The 14,829-nt window shown below is 49.2% G+C and carries 18 protein-coding genes; 8 read left to right on the top strand and 10 right to left on the bottom strand.

Annotated features, from left to right (window positions below; translation table 11 throughout):
- From nqrE to nqrM, 4 genes are all read left to right on the top strand, one after another.
- Complete coding sequence (gene nqrE / locus ACTHS4_RS10985) at positions 1-594, top strand: NADH:ubiquinone reductase (Na(+)-transporting) subunit E (RefSeq protein WP_003684365.1); 594 nt, start codon at positions 1-3, stop codon at positions 592-594.
- A 13-nt stretch (positions 595-607) separates the two neighbouring features.
- Positions 608-1,825 (top strand): NADH:ubiquinone reductase (Na(+)-transporting) subunit F, encoded by a 1,218-nt coding sequence (gene nqrF / locus ACTHS4_RS10980; protein ID WP_049352532.1) that lies wholly within the window; start codon positions 608-610, stop codon positions 1,823-1,825.
- Between the two features lie 133 nt (positions 1,826-1,958).
- Entirely contained in the window at positions 1,959-3,026 is a 1,068-nt protein-coding gene (locus ACTHS4_RS10975; RefSeq protein ID WP_084824598.1) for an FAD:protein FMN transferase, read from the top strand.
- 17 nt (positions 3,027-3,043) lie between these two features.
- Positions 3,044-3,265 carry a (Na+)-NQR maturation NqrM gene (nqrM, locus tag ACTHS4_RS10970; RefSeq protein ID WP_070826435.1) on the top strand — a complete coding sequence of 74 codons (222 nt, stop codon included), beginning with the start codon at positions 3,044-3,046 and terminating at the stop codon, positions 3,263-3,265.
- A gap of 228 nt (positions 3,266-3,493) precedes the next feature.
- Here nqrM and rpmG read toward each other — a convergent pair whose 3' ends face one another.
- From rpmG to ACTHS4_RS10935, 7 genes are all read right to left on the bottom strand, one after another.
- A complete protein-coding gene (rpmG, locus tag ACTHS4_RS10965; RefSeq protein ID WP_003684373.1) occupies positions 3,494-3,649 on the bottom strand; it encodes a 50S ribosomal protein L33 in 156 nt (51 codons plus the stop codon).
- A gap of 30 nt (positions 3,650-3,679) precedes the next feature.
- Entirely contained in the window at positions 3,680-3,913 is a 234-nt protein-coding gene (gene rpmB, locus ACTHS4_RS10960; protein ID WP_002216391.1) for a 50S ribosomal protein L28, read from the bottom strand.
- A 250-nt stretch (positions 3,914-4,163) separates the two neighbouring features.
- Complete coding sequence (gene brnQ / locus ACTHS4_RS10955) at positions 4,164-5,492, bottom strand: branched-chain amino acid transport system II carrier protein (protein ID WP_440365938.1); 1,329 nt, start codon at positions 5,490-5,492, stop codon at positions 4,164-4,166.
- A 1-nt stretch (position 5,493) separates the two neighbouring features.
- Entirely contained in the window at positions 5,494-6,390 is an 897-nt protein-coding gene (locus ACTHS4_RS10950; protein ID WP_440365937.1) for a segregation and condensation protein A, read from the bottom strand.
- A 92-nt stretch (positions 6,391-6,482) separates the two neighbouring features.
- Positions 6,483-6,944, bottom strand: a complete 462-nt coding sequence (locus ACTHS4_RS10945) for a hypothetical protein (RefSeq protein ID WP_440365936.1) — start codon at positions 6,942-6,944, stop codon at positions 6,483-6,485.
- 50 nt (positions 6,945-6,994) lie between these two features.
- Complete coding sequence (locus ACTHS4_RS10940; RefSeq protein ID WP_070765257.1) at positions 6,995-7,468, bottom strand: hypothetical protein; 474 nt, start codon at positions 7,466-7,468, stop codon at positions 6,995-6,997.
- 1 nt (position 7,469) lies between these two features.
- Positions 7,470-8,246: a tRNA threonylcarbamoyladenosine dehydratase gene (locus ACTHS4_RS10935; protein ID WP_070826431.1), complete on the bottom strand. Its 777-nt coding sequence runs from the start codon at positions 8,244-8,246 to the stop codon at positions 7,470-7,472.
- Between the two features lie 186 nt (positions 8,247-8,432).
- Here ACTHS4_RS10935 and ACTHS4_RS10930 point away from each other — a divergent pair, with 186 nt between their 5' ends.
- Entirely contained in the window at positions 8,433-8,897 is a 465-nt protein-coding gene (locus ACTHS4_RS10930) for a universal stress protein (protein WP_003680896.1), read from the top strand.
- Positions 8,898-8,975: 78 nt separating this feature from the next.
- Here the strand turns inward: ACTHS4_RS10930 and hemL are convergent, their stop codons facing one another.
- Complete coding sequence (gene hemL / locus ACTHS4_RS10925; RefSeq protein WP_440365935.1) at positions 8,976-10,259, bottom strand: glutamate-1-semialdehyde 2,1-aminomutase; 1,284 nt, start codon at positions 10,257-10,259, stop codon at positions 8,976-8,978.
- Between the two features lie 198 nt (positions 10,260-10,457).
- Here hemL and ACTHS4_RS10920 point away from each other — a divergent pair, with 198 nt between their 5' ends.
- The 3 genes from ACTHS4_RS10920 (at position 10,458) to ACTHS4_RS10910 (ending at position 13,786) form a co-directional block, all read left to right on the top strand.
- On the top strand, positions 10,458-10,853 hold the full coding sequence (locus tag ACTHS4_RS10920; RefSeq protein ID WP_049333912.1) for a hypothetical protein: 396 nt from the start codon (positions 10,458-10,460) through the stop codon (positions 10,851-10,853).
- Positions 10,854-10,926: 73 nt separating this feature from the next.
- Entirely contained in the window at positions 10,927-12,249 is a 1,323-nt protein-coding gene (gene miaB / locus ACTHS4_RS10915) for a tRNA (N6-isopentenyl adenosine(37)-C2)-methylthiotransferase MiaB (protein WP_003684389.1), read from the top strand.
- A gap of 226 nt (positions 12,250-12,475) precedes the next feature.
- A complete protein-coding gene (locus ACTHS4_RS10910) occupies positions 12,476-13,786 on the top strand; it encodes an NCS2 family permease (RefSeq protein WP_371460541.1) in 1,311 nt (436 codons plus the stop codon).
- Positions 13,787-13,869: 83 nt separating this feature from the next.
- Here the strand turns inward: ACTHS4_RS10910 and ACTHS4_RS10905 are convergent, their stop codons facing one another.
- Entirely contained in the window at positions 13,870-14,427 is a 558-nt protein-coding gene (locus ACTHS4_RS10905) for a hypothetical protein (protein ID WP_107792256.1), read from the bottom strand.
- A 162-nt stretch (positions 14,428-14,589) separates the two neighbouring features.
- On the bottom strand, positions 14,590-14,829 hold a 240-nt coding region (locus tag ACTHS4_RS10900; protein ID WP_440365934.1), incomplete at its 5' end, for a hypothetical protein.

The raw sequence follows: 14,829 nt of genomic DNA, 5'->3' as shown, positions 1-14,829 counted from the left end.
ATGGAACATTACTTAAGCCTCTTTGTAAAATCCGTCTTTCTGGAAAACATGGCACTGTCCTTCTTCTTGGGGATGTGTACATTTTTGGCGGTATCTAAAAAAGTATCCACTGCATTCGGTTTGGGCGTTGCTGTAACTTTCGTACTCGGCCTGTCCGTCCCAGCCAACCAACTGGTTTACTCGCTGTTGAAAGACGGCGCGTTGGTTGAAGGCGTGGACCTGACCTTCCTGAAATTCATCACCTTCATCGGCGTGATTGCCGCTTTGGTGCAGATTTTGGAAATGTTCTTGGACAAATTCGTCCCTGCCCTTTACAACGCATTGGGTATCTACCTGCCCCTTATTACCGTAAACTGCGCGATTTTTGGTGCCGTATCGTTTATGGCGCAACGCGAATACAACTTCGGCGAGTCCGTTGTATACGGTTTCGGCGCAGGTTTGGGCTGGCTTTTGGCTATTGTCGCTTTGGCGGGCATTACCGAAAAAATGAAATATTCGGACGTCCCTAAAGGCCTCAAAGGCTTGGGCATTACCTTTATCGCCGCTGGCCTGATGGCAATGGCGTTTATGTCGTTCTCCGGCATCCAGTTATAAGAAAGGAATCGGCATGGAGATTATTTTAGGTATCGTGATGTTTACCGTCATCGTCTTGGTTTTGGCACTGATGATTCTGTTTGCCAAATCCAAGTTGGTGAGCGAAGGCGACATCACCATCAAAGTCAATAACGAAAAAGAGCTGACGATGCCTGCCGGCGGCAAACTGCTGGGTGCGCTTGCCAGCCAAGGCATCTTCGTTCCTTCCGCCTGCGGTGGCGGTGGCTCATGCGGTCAGTGCCGCGTTGTCGTGAAAAGCGGCGGCGGCGACATTCTGCCAACCGAGTTGTCCCACATCAGCAAACGCGAAGCGCGCGAAGGCTGCCGTCTGTCCTGCCAAGTTAACGTCAAAACCGACATGGACATCGAGGTACCCGAAGAAGTGTTCGGTGTGAAAAAATGGGAATGTACTGTCATCTCCAATGACAACAAAGCAACGTTCATTAAAGAACTCAAGCTTGCCATTCCTGAAGGCGAAGAAGTTCCTTTCCGCGCCGGCGGCTACATTCAAATTGAAGCCCCTCCTCACACTGTTGCCTACAAAGACTTCGACATTCCTAAGGAATACCACGAAGACTGGGACAAATACAATCTGTGGCAATACGTTTCCAAAGTGGACGAGCCGATTTTGCGTGCCTACTCTATGGCTTCATACCCTGAAGAAAAAGGCATCATTATGCTGAACGTTCGTATCGCTACGCCTCCTCCTCGCGTACCTGATGCGCCTCCGGGACAAATGTCTTCTTACATCTGGTCGCTCAAACCCGGCGACAAAGTAACCATCTCCGGCCCGTTCGGCGAATTCTTTGCTAAAGATACCGATGCCGAAATGGTATTTATCGGCGGTGGTGCGGGTATGGCTCCGATGCGTTCCCACATTTTCGACCAGCTGAAACGTTTGAACTCCAAACGTAAGATTACCTTCTGGTATGGTGCACGTTCTAAACGCGAGATGTTCTATGTCGAAGACTTCGACCAACTCGCAGCAGAATTCCCGAACTTCACATGGCATGTTGCCCTGTCCGACCCATTGCCTGAAGACAACTGGGACGGCTACACAGGCTTCATTCACAACGTGGTTTACGAAAACCACCTGAAAAACCATGAAGCACCGGAAGACTGCGAATTCTACATGTGCGGCCCTCCGATCATGAACCAGTCTGTGATCAAAATGCTCAAAGATTTGGGCGTGGAAGACGAAAACATCCTCTTGGACGATTTCGGCGGCTAACAAACAAAAAAGGAAGAAACTTCGGTTTCTTCCTTTTTTATTGCCAGGCCGTCTGAAAACCATACTTTCAGACGGCCTGAACCTTTCTTTTACGATACAATAAAGGCTTCAAAAAATAATCCGCAAATCCCCTATGCCGTTTCTTTCCAATTCGTTTTACCGTCCGATAATCGGTTGCACCGTTGCCATCGTTTCCGCACTCACACTCTCTGCCTGCCAACCTGAAAAACAACAAACCATTACCCTGCAAGGCGAGACCATGGGCACAACCTATACCGTCAAATATCTTTCAGACGACCAAGACAAACTCCCCTCCCCTGCCGAAATACAAAAACGCATTGATGATGCGCTTAAAGAAGTCAATCGGCAAATGTCTACCTACCAGACCGATTCCGAAATCAGCCAATTCAACCAGCTGCGCACCGTCAATCAGGCCATGCCTATTTCCCAAGACTTTGCCTATGTAACCGGCGAAGCCTTGCGTTTAAACAAACTGACGCACGGCGCACTAGACGTAACCGTCGGCCCTTTGGTCAACCTTTGGGGATTCGGCCCGCAAAAAGAAATCACGCACGAACCGACTGCACAAGAAATCCAACATGCTTCAGAAATGGTCGGTACGGACAAACTCAAACTTTCCCAAGATGGTCAGCAGCCTACACTCGCCAAAACCCATCCCGAAGTCTATTTAGACCTATCCTCCATCGCCAAAGGTTTTGGTGTGGATAAAACCGCCGCCGAACTTGAAAAACTCAATATCGGCAATTATTTGGTAGAAATCGGAGGCGAGTTGCATGGCAAAGGCCACAATGCGCAAGGCAATCCTTGGCGTATCGGCATCGAACAGCCCAATATCGTTCAAGGCGGTGCCACCCAAATCACCATTCCATTGGACAATAAATCACTGGCTACGTCCGGCGACTACCGCATTTTCCATGTCGATAAGTCAGGCCGCCGCCTTTCCCATATCATCAACCCTAAAACCAAACAACCCATCAGCCACAACCTTGCTTCCATCAGCGTAGTAGCTGAAAATGCCACACTTGCAGACGGCCTTTCAACCGGCTTATTCGTCCTCGGAGAAACCGAAGCGCTTAAACTTGCCGAGCAAGAAAATCTCGCCGTTTTCCTTATCATCCGAACTCCGCAAGGCGGCTACCATACTAAAATGTCCAGCGCATTCAAGAAATTATTAAACTAACCCTCAGGAATACACACATGAAAACCCTCCTCCTTACTTTCAGTATCTTTATCCTTGTCATCCTCGGCATGGCAGTCGGCTATATCTTCTCCAAACGCACCATCAAAGGCAGCTGCGGCGGCATTTCCTCTCTCGGCATGAAGAAAATGTGCGATTGCGACACGCCATGCGATACCTTGCAAAAAGAGCTGGATAAAAAACAACATTCCGACAATCAAGGCATCAAAGTCGATCATTAAGTCGTTGTTGAATGTTTATTGGTAATTTAAGACCGCTTATCCCCCATCAGGCCGTCTGAAAAATAAAAGAGCGTGACCCAAATAGATACACGCTCTTTTATTTTGCCCCTTCCAAAGCAATCCAAAAATATCTTGCATACACATTTAAAACAAGCCCCCAAAAAAACAATCAGAAAACAAAAAGAAAAGCTCCTGCAAAACAGGAGCTTTTTCTTGGAAGAAACCGGATTATTTCAATTTAGTTTCTTTGTAAATAACGTGTTTACGGGCTACTGGGTCAAATTTTTTGATTTCCAGTTTGCCAGGCATAGTACGTTTGTTTTTAGTAGTTGTGTAGAAGTGACCAGTACCAGCACTGGACTCCAGTTTGATTTTATCGCGCATTGCAGTAATCCTTAATTAATGGTGTTTAAATTAAGCTTCGCCGCGAGCACGCAAATCAGCCAATACGACATCAATGCCTACTTTATCGATGGTGCGCAATGCAGCGTTAGAAACGCGCAGGCGAACCCAGCGGTTTTCACTTTCTACCCAGAAACGACGTGATTGCAAGTTAGGCAAAAAACGACGTTTGGTTTTGTTGTTGGCGTGTGATACGTTATTGCCAGACATCGGGCGCTTACCGGTCACTTTGCAAACTCGTGCCATGGTTAGTCTCCAAACTTCTAAAATAGTAAAACGCGATTTATACCACGAAATCCGCCTTCAGTTCAAGTCGTTTGCTGAAAAAACGGGATTTGTGGAAATAAATCTTCTCAATATGTTGCATCTGCGAAACGGTATTCCGCAAAGCCTTAACTTTTCAATTATAACGGATTTCTTTAAAAAAATCATCTGTCGTTTGCGTGGTCGGCGAAATAAACAGGCCGTCTGAACATTTCAGACGGCCTGTTTATCGTCATGCTTTTTTCTTCAACGCCGCATTCAAAATGCAGCCGAGTATAAAGCAGGCTAAAGAGGGAACAACCCACCCTAAACCGATATTGTAAAACGGCAATGCGCGCTCGATGGCAGCCGCGGTTTCGGCATCAAATCCAAACGCGGCCTTATAGGCATCGAGTAAACCGACCATAAGGGCCGCCATCATGGTACAGAAATAGACAATACGGCCGCCGCCAAACAGTTTATCTGTCAAAGCCAGCAGAATGATGACAATGGTCAGCGGATACAACAGCATCAACATAGGGATGGAAAACTGCAAAATCGCTGACAGGCCTTTGTTGGCCAACAGGATAGACACTACCGTATTCAGTATCACAAAGATTTTATAAGAAATACCCGGGCAAAGACGGTTGAAATATTCGGCGCATGAAGTAATCAAGCCAACCGCCGTACTCAGACAGGCAAGCAGCACCATGACACCAAGCAACACAATACCGGCCGTACCGAAATAGTGCTGTGCGGTTTTAGACAAAACCGACGCGCCGTTTTCCTGCAAGCCGATACCGGCCACACCTGTCGCGCCCATATAGCCGATAAACAAGTAAACCACTGCCAAACAAGAAGCCGCCAACACACCGGAAATCGTCGTGGTCTTCAGCAAGTCCGCGCGGTTATCCACGCCCATGGCGCGAACGGCATCAATGACGATAATGGCAAACACCAGCGAAGCCAGCGCGTCCATGGTGCCATAGCCTTCCAAAATGCCTTTAACCAACGGATAAGAAGCAAAATCGCCTTGCGCCGCCTGCGGCACGCCCATCGGATTAATGGCGGCATAGCCGACCAATATCGCAATTGACAGCAACAAAACAGGCGTGAGGATTTTACCGATACGGTCAACCAGCTTCCCCGGAGAAATCGACAGCCAATAAGTCATGCCGAAAAACACCAGGCTGAACACGGCCAATGCGATGTTTTTCCAAGATTCGTCAATGAAAGGGGAAATCGCGGTTTCAAAAGACACTGTTGCCGTACGCGGCATGGCAAACAGAGGGCCGATTGCCAGATAAAGTGCAGTGGCAAAAGTCACGCCGTACCAAGGTGCAACACGGGAAGCCAATGCCTCCACATCGCGCGAGCCGGAATAGCCGACGGCAATCACACCCAGCAATGGCAAACCCGCCCCTGTCAGCAAAAAGCCAAACATGGCCGAAAGCCAGTTTTCACCGGCCTGCTGCCCTAAAAAAGCCGGAAAAATCAGGTTCCCCGCCCCAAAAAACAGGGCAAACAACATTAAGCCCACTGCCCATAAAGAAGCTTTGGTATGACTTGTTGTCGAATCCATTTTAGTTCTCTTTATTCAAATTTTCATTATCGGTTTCATCGGCTTCAAGGCCGTCTGAAAGCATTTCAGCTTCGTTTGTTTCCAAACCGTCTTTCAGGCTGATTTCGATTTCCCCATAATTTTCAGGCTGCACGATACGCACCAAGCCTTCTTTAGCCAATTCCAGCAATGCGATAAAATTGACCACCACATATGTCGCGCCCTGCTCCGGCTTAAACAAATCGCTGAACTTACTGATACCGCTTTCGTTCAAACGGCGCAAAATCGCCGTCATCTGCGCGCGCACGGAAATGGTTTCCCGCACCACTTCATGACTGCGCGTATGCTTGGCACGCGACAAAATACCCAACCAAGCCTGCGTCAAATCGGCAACGTACACTTCCGGCAACTTCGCTTCGACCGCAATTTCCAACGGCAGATACGCCCAAGCAAAATCACGCCCGGCACGCGGCAATGCGTCCAAACCCTGAGCCGCCAGTTTCATCTGTTCGTAAGCCAAAAGACGGCGCACCAACTCGGCACGCGGATCCGCCTCTTCATCCTCAACTTCTTCAGGACGCGGCAACAGCAGGCGCGATTTAATTTCAATCAGCATCGCCGCCATCAGCAGGTATTCCGCTGCCAAATCAAACTGATACGCTTCCATTTGGGCAATATAGTGCAGATACTGCTCGGTAATCTTCACCATCGGAATATCGAGGACATCGATATTTTGCTTGCGGATAAGGTACAGCAGAAAATCCAACGGCCCTTGGAAGCTGCTCAATACCACCTTCAACGCATCAGGCGGAATAAACAAATCCTGCGGCACATCGGTGACAGGCTGACCGAACACCCACGCAACGGTATGTTCAGACGGCGTTGCTGCAGTGGAAGAAATAAGGTGTTCTGAAGGCATGGTTAAAGGGTCTTTTTCTTTTTAAGTTTAGTAAGAAGTTTCATCAATAAAAGGCCGTCTGAAACGAGGACAAGCCGTTTTTAATATAAAAATCAGCGTTTTTTACGATTGATTTGCAAAGAAACAATGGCGACGGCAAAGGTCTGGGCCAAGGCCATACCCAACAGCGGCAGGCTGGCGAAAACCGTACCCGTCAGTACCGAGCCAATATCGCGGGAAAACACAAAACCATCCCTCGCAAGCATCGCCACCATCAAAGCCAACAACAGCAAACTTTCGTAGCCGATCAAAAGCCAAATCATTTTAACCGAACGGCGTTTGCGCCATTTCATGATACCGGCGTGTAAAAGGCTGAATATCATGACGGACAGAAACGGATAAAGAAAAGTGGTGAATGGGCGGTTATAACCGCTTTGCACACACAAATAATCGCCCGGCAGCGTATTGCATTCCATCACATCAAGAAACATCGGATCGACGGCATACATCAATACGCCGAACCATACCGCATAAATCAGACTGGCAATAAAGTAGGCTTTAAAAAATCGGTTCATAAGCAAAAAGGTCGTCTGAAAAAATAAATTTCAAAAGGCTTAAACCCACATCAAATTTTCTGATTGGCATTTGCAGAAGAGTCCAACACATTCAGGGCTTGAACTGCTGCCATGCCATAAACAGGCAATCCAAAAAAAATAACTCCCGTTATTGCCGTCCAACTACTATCCAGACTACTCCACTCCCACAGTAATAAAACAAACCAAACAATCCACCATTCGATGATAGGCAAGGCAAGAGTCGTCAAAGTTGTACAGCGTTTGGTCCACTTCATAATGCCGGCATTGAGTAGGGACAATGACATTACAGATAAAAACGGAAAGAAGAAAAACTTCAAAGACGTTTTCTCAAAAGCCGACATTTCATGAGCTCGTGAACAATACTGTAGACGCTGTTCATTTTCAGCGTCAATATCAAAACATTCGAATCCTGTAAGCAACAAACCGACACCGTACATCAACAAACCGAAGACAACCGCATAAATCAGGCTACTGATAAAGTAGGCTTTAAAAAATCGATTCATCTCACTTCCGCCCCGCGATATGCTCCACTGCTGCCTGCGCACAATACAATCCAAACGAAGCCGTTACCAGCATACTCGCCCCATAGCCCGCGCAGGACAAACCTTGCGGCGCGGCATCGGTCGAACACGCTTCGCCGGATTGCGGCGGCGTAATATTCTCGGTTGAATAAACGCAAGGCACACGCATTTTTTCTTTGGTATCGCGGCTGAAGCCGTAGCGTTTGCGCAAGGTATAGCGCAAATTGGAAAGCAGCGGATCGTGGGTAACGCGGCTCAAATCGGTGGTTTGGATTAAAGCCGGATTTTTCTGTCCGCCCGCGCCGCCGCTGATAATAAACGGTTGTTTATGTTGCACGAAATACGCCGCCATCGCCGCTTTGACACGGATTTGGTCGATGGCGTCGATGACAAAGTCAAAAGGCCGTCTGAAAAGTTCGTCCAGATTGTCTTCGGTCACAAAATCTTCGATTTCCGTCACTTCGCATTGCGGATTGATTTGGGCAATGCGTTCGTGCAGAGCGGTAACTTTTGCCTTACCGAAATCATCGGTCAAAGCGTGCAACTGGCGGTTGACATTGGACTCAGCAACGTTGTCCAAATCAATCAGCGTTAAACGACCGATACCGCTCCTCGCCAAAGCCTCCACCGCCCACGAGCCGACGCCGCCGACGCCGACCACGCACACATGCGCACGCGAAAAGCGCGCCAGTGCTTCGTCTCCGTAAAGTCTGGCAATGCCACCAAAGCGGCGCGAAGAAAGAAAAGCGGCTTCCTGCATAAGTAACCTTGTGATATATCAATAAATTAATGAAAAACGCCACAGGCGAATCGGACTGACATTATACTTGAAAGCAGATGGGCTGTTGTACCCGCCCGAAAGAGTTTATAATCGTTTCACATTCAGACAAGTTCTGATTTCATATTAAACGAAAGTGCCGCTACTCGGCGCAAAAGGAGAATAAATATGTACAAACATCTGGTTGTAGCCGTTGACGGTAGCGAGACTTCCCTCAATGCATTGAAACATGCCGCCGAACTGGCAAGCCTCAACAAAGCCCAACTGACTTTGGTTCACGTTGCCAACCCTGCCGAATACATGGCTTTGGCTCCTGAATTCCTGCAACACGAAAGCTACGAAGCCGCCGCCGTTGCCCAAGGTAACGAAGTTTTGGATTTCGCAGAAAAAACAGCGCGTGAAAGCGGCGTTGAAAACATCGTGAAACACCTGTTGGTCGCCAACAAAGGCGCGCGCGAAATGGCGCAAGACTTGGTTGACTACGCCGACAACAACGGCGCAGACCTGTTGGTACTCGGCACACACGGCCGCACGGGCCTGATGCACCTGCTGATGGGCAGCTTCGCCGAAACCGTAATGCGTCAAAGCCACCTGCCTCTGCTGATTATCCGCAGTAAAGCCGAAGAAGCATAATCAAGCATTGATTTAAAATAGCGAAAGGCCGTCTGAATATTTTTCAGACGGCCTTTTTTCACATGACAGCTTCAGCTTTTATTTTGCCATTTCTTTGAACACTTCGTGTGCCACAGCAATGGTTTCGTCAATCAGCTCAGGCGTATGCGCGGCGGAAACAAAACCGGCTTCGTAAGCTGACGGGCCGAATGCGACATTGCGGTCGAGCATACCGTGGAAGAAATGTTTGAAACCGTCGATATTGGAATGCGCCATATCAGCGTAGTTTTGCGGTGCATGGTTGGCAAAATACAGGCCGAACATGCCGCCCACGCTGTCCGCCGTAAATTCAACGCCGTGCGCTTTAGCCGCGTCGGCCATACCGTTGGCAAGGCGTTGGGTCAGGGCAGTCAGGTTTTCATAGAAGCCTTCGCGCTGAATGATTTCCAGCGTTTTCAAACCGGCTGCAACCGCAATCGGATTGCCGGACAATGTACCTGCCTGATACACGCCGCCCAACGGGGAAATGCATTCCATAATGTCTTTACGGCCGCCGAACGCCGCCAAAGGCATGCCGCCGCCGATTACTTTGCCCATGGTGGTCAAATCGGGTTTGATGCCGTGCAAAGATTGCGCGCCGCCTAGCGCCACGCGGAAGCCGGTCATCACTTCGTCGTAAATCAATACGGCACCGTGTTTTTCAGTCAATTCGCGCAAGGCTTTGACAAAGGCTTCAGACGGCCTAACCAGATTCATATTGCCGACAAATGGCTCCAAAATCACACAGGCGATGTCATTGCCGCTTTGAGCAAAGGCTTCTTCCAGTTGGGCGATATTGTTGTATTCGAGTACCAAAGTGTGTTTGGTAAAGTCGGCAGGCACACCGGCGGAAGAAGGATTGCCAAACGTCAGCAGACCGCTGCCTGCTTTCACCAACAGACTGTCGGAATGGCCGTGGTAGCAGCCTTCAAACTTGATGATTTTGTCGCGGCCGGTAAAACCGCGTGCCAAACGGATAGCGGTCATCGTTGCTTCCGTACCGGAGCTGACAAGGCGCAGCTGCTCGACGGACGGCATGATTTTAGCGATTTCTTCGGCAATGACAATTTCGCCTTCAGTCGGCGCACCAAACGACAAACCGCCCAATGCTGCTTCGCGTACGGCCTCAATGACTTCAGGATGGGCATGGCCGACAATCGCAGGGCCCCAAGAGCCGACATAGTCGGTATAACGCGTGCCGTTTTCGTCCCAAACATATGCGCCTTCTGCCTTTTTGATAAAGCGCGGTACGCCGCCGACGCTGCCGAATGCGCGCACAGGAGAGTTCACGCCGCCGGGAATAATGGCTTTGGCGCGGTTGAACAAGCTTTCATTACGGTTCATAGTCAATTCTTTCGTAAGAGGTCGTCTGAAAATCAAATCGGAGCCATTTTAACACCAAATCCTTTTCAGACGGCCCAAGCTTCAAAATAAGAATCGGGCGCAAAATCAAAATTATTCTTTAAAAACAAACACTCTATCCACATTTTTCCTGCTTGTGCTATAATCCGCGACCTATTGAAACAATAAAAGAAAAGCATCATGTTACGCGGATTCATACTCAGCCTCGCCCTTTTGGCGTCCTCCCTCGTCCATGCACAACGCAGCCTGCCTGACGATATGGATGTGGCCGTTTTAAAGACTGTCGATTTGCCTTATCTGAAAGTCAGCAAAGGCGGTTTTTCTTGGACGCGCCTGCTGACCTTGGGCATTGTGGACGGCAACGCGGCCAAACTGCAAATCACCCGCTTCACCAAAATCCACGATGAAAACGACCGTTTCATTCCGATGGGCCGCCTGCTGAATCAAACCGGCAAAGCCGTTGCATTCAAATACAACGAAGAAAGCCGCCTCGTCCGCGAAATCTGGATTTTGACCGACGCCGAAGCTGACAGATTCATCGAACACGCCAAAAAGCAGAAAAAGGCGGAAGAATAATTTTTCAGACGGCCCGAGTATTTCACAGGCCGTTTGAACCCTTTTACAACAAGCAAGTCAATCAAAACAAACCATGAAAAAAGTATTTATCCGCACCTTCGGGTGCCAAATGAACGAGTACGACAGCGAAAAAATGCTGTCCGTCCTCGCCGAAGAACACGGCGGCATCGAGCAGGTTACCCAACCTGACGACGCCGACATCATCTTGTTCAATACCTGCTCCGTGCGTGAAAAAGCGCAAGAGAAAGTCTTCTCCGACTTAGGCCGCGTACGTCCGCTCAAAGAAAAAAATCCCGACCTCATCATCGGCGTTGCCGGCTGCGTTGCCTCTCAAGAAGGCGAAAATATCGTCAAACGCGCTCCGTATGTGGACGTGGTTTTCGGTCCGCAAACGCTGCACCGCCTGCCCAAACTCATCGTCGACAAAGAAACCACCGGCCTGTCTCAAATCGACATTTCCTTCCCCGAAATCGAGAAATTCGACCACCTGCCGCCTGCGCGCGTAGAAGGCGGTTCGGCATTCATTTCCATTATGGAAGGCTGCTCCAAATACTGCTCTTACTGCGTCGTCCCTTACACCCGCGGCGAAGAATTCTCCCGCCCACTTAACGACGTATTGACTGAAATTGCCGGTTTGGCGCAACAAGGCGTTAAAGAAATCAACCTCTTAGGCCAAAACGTCAATGCCTATCGCGGCGAAATGGAAAACGGCGAAATCTGCGACTTTGCCACTTTGTTGCGCATTGTCCACGAAATCCCCGGCATCGAACGCCTGCGCTTTACCACCAGCCATCCGCGCGAATTTACCGACGCAATTATCGAGTGCTACCGCGACCTGCCGAAGCTGGTTTCCCACCTGCACCTGCCGATTCAAAGCGGTTCCGACCGCGTATTGAGCGCGATGAAACGCGGCTACACCGCCTTGGAATACAAATCCATCATCCGTAAACTGCGCGCCATCCGTCCTGATTTGTGCCTCAGCTCCGACTTTATCGTCGGCTTCCCGGGCGAGACCGAGCGCGAGTTCGAGCAAACATTGAAACTGGTCAAAGACATTGCCTTCGACTTGAGCTTCGTCTTTATTTACAGTCCGCGCCCTGGCACACCTGCCGCCAACCTGCACGACGACACACCGCATGAAGAAAAAGTGCGCCGCCTCGAAGCTTTGAACGAAGTCATCGAAGCCGAAACCGCGCGCATCAATCAAACCATGATCGGCACGGTTCAACGCTGCTTGGTTGAAGGCATCTCCAAAAAAGACCCTGACCAACTGCAAGCCCGTACCGCTAACAACCGCGTGGTCAACTTTACCGGTACACCTGACATGATCAACCAAATGATCGATTTGGAAATCACCGAAGCCTACACTTTCTCCCTGAAAGGCAAACCGGTATAAGCACACACAAACAAAGGCCGTCTGAAACTGTTCAGACGGCCTTTATCTTGGCTTGGCCCGGCATTATCTGATTCATGTATTTTTATTACCCGAACAAAAGGCTTTTCAGTATAATACCGCCCGAAAATTCCCTTATCTGTTGAGAAGTTAAGGCCAAAATCCGAGCTTCCGGCAGCTAAACCCGCTGATGCCGTCCTCGAACGGCTTTCCCAAAGGAATATCTCGAATGAGTTCTTCAAATCAAAGCGTTTTGGAAAGATTATTCAACCTCAACGCCAATCAGACCAACATCCGCACTGAAATTATGGCCGGTGTGACAACCTTCCTCGCCATGTGCTACATCATCATCGTCAATCCCCTGATTTTGGGCGAAACCGGCATGGATATGGGCGCAGTATTTGTGGCCACCTGTATCGCCTCCGCCATCGGCTGTTTCGTGATGGGCTTTGTCGGCAACTACCCGATCGCCCTCGCTCCGGGCATGGGTTTGAACGCCTACTTTACCTTTGCCGTCGTCAAAGGCATGGGCGTGGACTGGCGTGTGGCTTTGGGTGCCGTTTTCATTTCCGGCATCATTTTCATCCTGTTCAGCTTCTTTAAAGTGCGTGAAATGCTGGTCAACGCCCTGCCTATGGGCTTGAAAATGTCGATTGCCGCAGGTATCGGCCTCTTCTTGGCATTGATTGCACTCAAAGGCGCAGGTGTGATTGTGGCCAATCCTGCCACATTGGTCGGCTTGGGCGACATCCACCAGCCTACCGCCCTGCTGGCGATGGCAGGCTTTGTCATGGTGGTTGCACTCGGCCACTTCCGCGTCAAAGGCTCCATCATCATTACCATTCTGACACTGACCGCCATCTCCACCGTCTTGGGCTTGAGCGAGTTCAAAGGCGTGGTCGGCGAAGTCCCAAGCATTGCGCCGACTTTCATGCAGATGGACTTCAAAGGCTTGTTCACCGTCAGCATGGTCAGCGTGATTTTTGTATTCTTCCTGGTTGACCTGTTTGACTCTACCGGCACCTTGGTCGGCGTTTCCCACCGCGCAGGCCTGTTGCAAGACGGCAAACTGCCGCGTTTGAAACGCGCCCTGCTTGCCGACTCAACCGCCATCGTCGCCGGTGCCGCCTTGGGTACGTCTTCTACCACCCCTTACGTTGAAAGCGCGGCAGGCGTTTCTGCCGGCGGCCGTACCGGCCTGACTGCCGTTACCGTCGGCGTACTGATGCTGGCCTGTCTGATTTTCTCCCCACTGGTTCAAAGCATTCCTGCATTCGCTACCGCACCCGCCCTGCTCTATGTTGGCGCGCAAATGTTGCGCAGCGCGCGTGAAATCGACTGGGACGACATGACCGAAGCCGCACCGGCATTCCTGACCATCGTCTTCATGCCGTTTACCTATTCGATTGCCGACGGTATTGCGTTTGGCTTTATCAGCTACGCACTCATCAAACTCTTGTGCAACCGCACTCAAGACGTACCGCCTATGGTATGGATTGTCGCTGTGTTGTGGGCACTGAAATTCTGGTTCTTGGGTTAAAACACTCAAAAGAACAGGCCGTCTGAAAACTTTTCAGACGGCCTGTTTTATTTTACCCAGCGTTTAAAGCTGTCGGTAAAAGATTATTTTTTCGCTTTTTTAGCAGCAGGTTTAGCGGCAGCTTTCGCGCCTTTGTCCAATGCGCAGAAGCGGGTAATGATTTGATCAACCACTTCTTGTTTGCCGTTTACTTCGGTAGTACCGCGGATAGTCAGCATGTTGCCGTCAACTTTGTCTACGTTGGCTGCAGTGGCAGCTTCAGCAACCCAAGCAACATTACCGCCCCAGAATGCGTTTACATCTTTGCTGCTGTCAGTGATACGGAACAGGTTTTCAGTTAATTGGCCTTTGTATTTTACTTGTGCAGCAACAACTTCGTTGCCTTTGAAGCCGTACATTACGCTCAAAGGCTCTTTGCCGTCTTTACCGCATTTGTAGTGAACTTCTTTTTTACCGTCGATAGAGTCTACTTTCAAAGTATTAGGTACTGGAGCTTGAGCTTGTTGAGCCTGAGCTTGAGTTTGTTGTTGCGCAGTAGGCGCAGCTTTGGCTTCAGGTTTGGCTTTAGAACCGCTGCTACATGCAGTCAGGGCAACAGCCGCCAAAACGGCAGGAACGATTAATTTAACATTCATATTCATAATTGACTCCCAAATGGTTTCAATAAAAAACCGGCAAAGGCCGGCTGACATTTACACATTAACAGAGATATTCCGTCTTGTCTTTATCTCAGACGGCATTTTTTAAGAAAAGTTCAAATAGATATTTTTATAAAATAAAATCAAATAATTATAAATATGAAATCATGTAAATTCAGGTTTGGGAATTTTTAAGATGAATACTGTTGTCAATAAATTGGGGGTTGACAATGGTAAAATGAGATTGAAAAGCGCATATATAAACAACAAAAAGTCTGGGCGATTTATTTTACATTCTGCCTCTTGAGTTGCTGAGCGTTTCAGACGGCCTGAGACCTTTGCAAAAAAGCCCTTCCTTCGACAGCTGAAACTCCAAAACAGGTTTTCGTCTATTTCCGCTCCTAA

Origin of the sequence: Neisseria sp. P0014.S009 (genome assembly GCF_051958155.1) — a bacterium.
GTDB classification, from domain to species: Bacteria; Pseudomonadota; Gammaproteobacteria; order Burkholderiales; family Neisseriaceae; genus Neisseria; species Neisseria flavescens_C.
This window is presented reverse-complemented; position numbering and strand designations above follow the sequence as displayed.

Excerpts from the sequence above, each read along its gene's own strand:
- ACTHS4_RS10975 (WP_084824598.1), top strand. The coding sequence starts at position 1,959 with ATGCCGTTTCTTTCCAATTCGTTTTACCGTCCGATAATCGGTTGCACC.
- ACTHS4_RS10910 (WP_371460541.1), top strand. The coding sequence starts at position 12,476 with ATGAGTTCTTCAAATCAAAGCGTTTTGGAAAGATTATTCAACCTCAAC.
- ACTHS4_RS10920 (WP_049333912.1), top strand. The coding sequence starts at position 10,458 with ATGTTACGCGGATTCATACTCAGCCTCGCCCTTTTGGCGTCCTCCCTC.
- rpmG (WP_003684373.1), bottom strand. The coding sequence starts at position 3,649 with ATGCGCGATAAAATCAAACTGGAGTCCAGTGCTGGTACTGGTCACTTC.
- nqrE (WP_003684365.1), top strand. The coding sequence starts at position 1 with ATGGAACATTACTTAAGCCTCTTTGTAAAATCCGTCTTTCTGGAAAAC.
- ACTHS4_RS10940 (WP_070765257.1), bottom strand. The coding sequence starts at position 7,468 with ATGAATCGATTTTTTAAAGCCTACTTTATCAGTAGCCTGATTTATGCG.
- rpmB (WP_002216391.1), bottom strand. The coding sequence starts at position 3,913 with ATGGCACGAGTTTGCAAAGTGACCGGTAAGCGCCCGATGTCTGGCAAT.
- ACTHS4_RS10905 (WP_107792256.1), bottom strand. The coding sequence starts at position 14,427 with ATGAATATGAATGTTAAATTAATCGTTCCTGCCGTTTTGGCGGCTGTT.
- ACTHS4_RS10950 (WP_440365937.1), bottom strand. The coding sequence starts at position 6,390 with ATGCCTTCAGAACACCTTATTTCTTCCACTGCAGCAACGCCGTCTGAA.
- ACTHS4_RS10935 (WP_070826431.1), bottom strand. The coding sequence starts at position 8,246 with ATGCAGGAAGCCGCTTTTCTTTCTTCGCGCCGCTTTGGTGGCATTGCC.
- ACTHS4_RS10930 (WP_003680896.1), top strand. The coding sequence starts at position 8,433 with ATGTACAAACATCTGGTTGTAGCCGTTGACGGTAGCGAGACTTCCCTC.
- hemL (WP_440365935.1), bottom strand. The coding sequence starts at position 10,259 with ATGAACCGTAATGAAAGCTTGTTCAACCGCGCCAAAGCCATTATTCCC.
- nqrM (WP_070826435.1), top strand. The coding sequence starts at position 3,044 with ATGAAAACCCTCCTCCTTACTTTCAGTATCTTTATCCTTGTCATCCTC.
- nqrF (WP_049352532.1), top strand. The coding sequence starts at position 608 with ATGGAGATTATTTTAGGTATCGTGATGTTTACCGTCATCGTCTTGGTT.
- miaB (WP_003684389.1), top strand. The coding sequence starts at position 10,927 with ATGAAAAAAGTATTTATCCGCACCTTCGGGTGCCAAATGAACGAGTAC.
- ACTHS4_RS10945 (WP_440365936.1), bottom strand. The coding sequence starts at position 6,944 with ATGAACCGATTTTTTAAAGCCTACTTTATTGCCAGTCTGATTTATGCG.
- brnQ (WP_440365938.1), bottom strand. The coding sequence starts at position 5,492 with ATGGATTCGACAACAAGTCATACCAAAGCTTCTTTATGGGCAGTGGGC.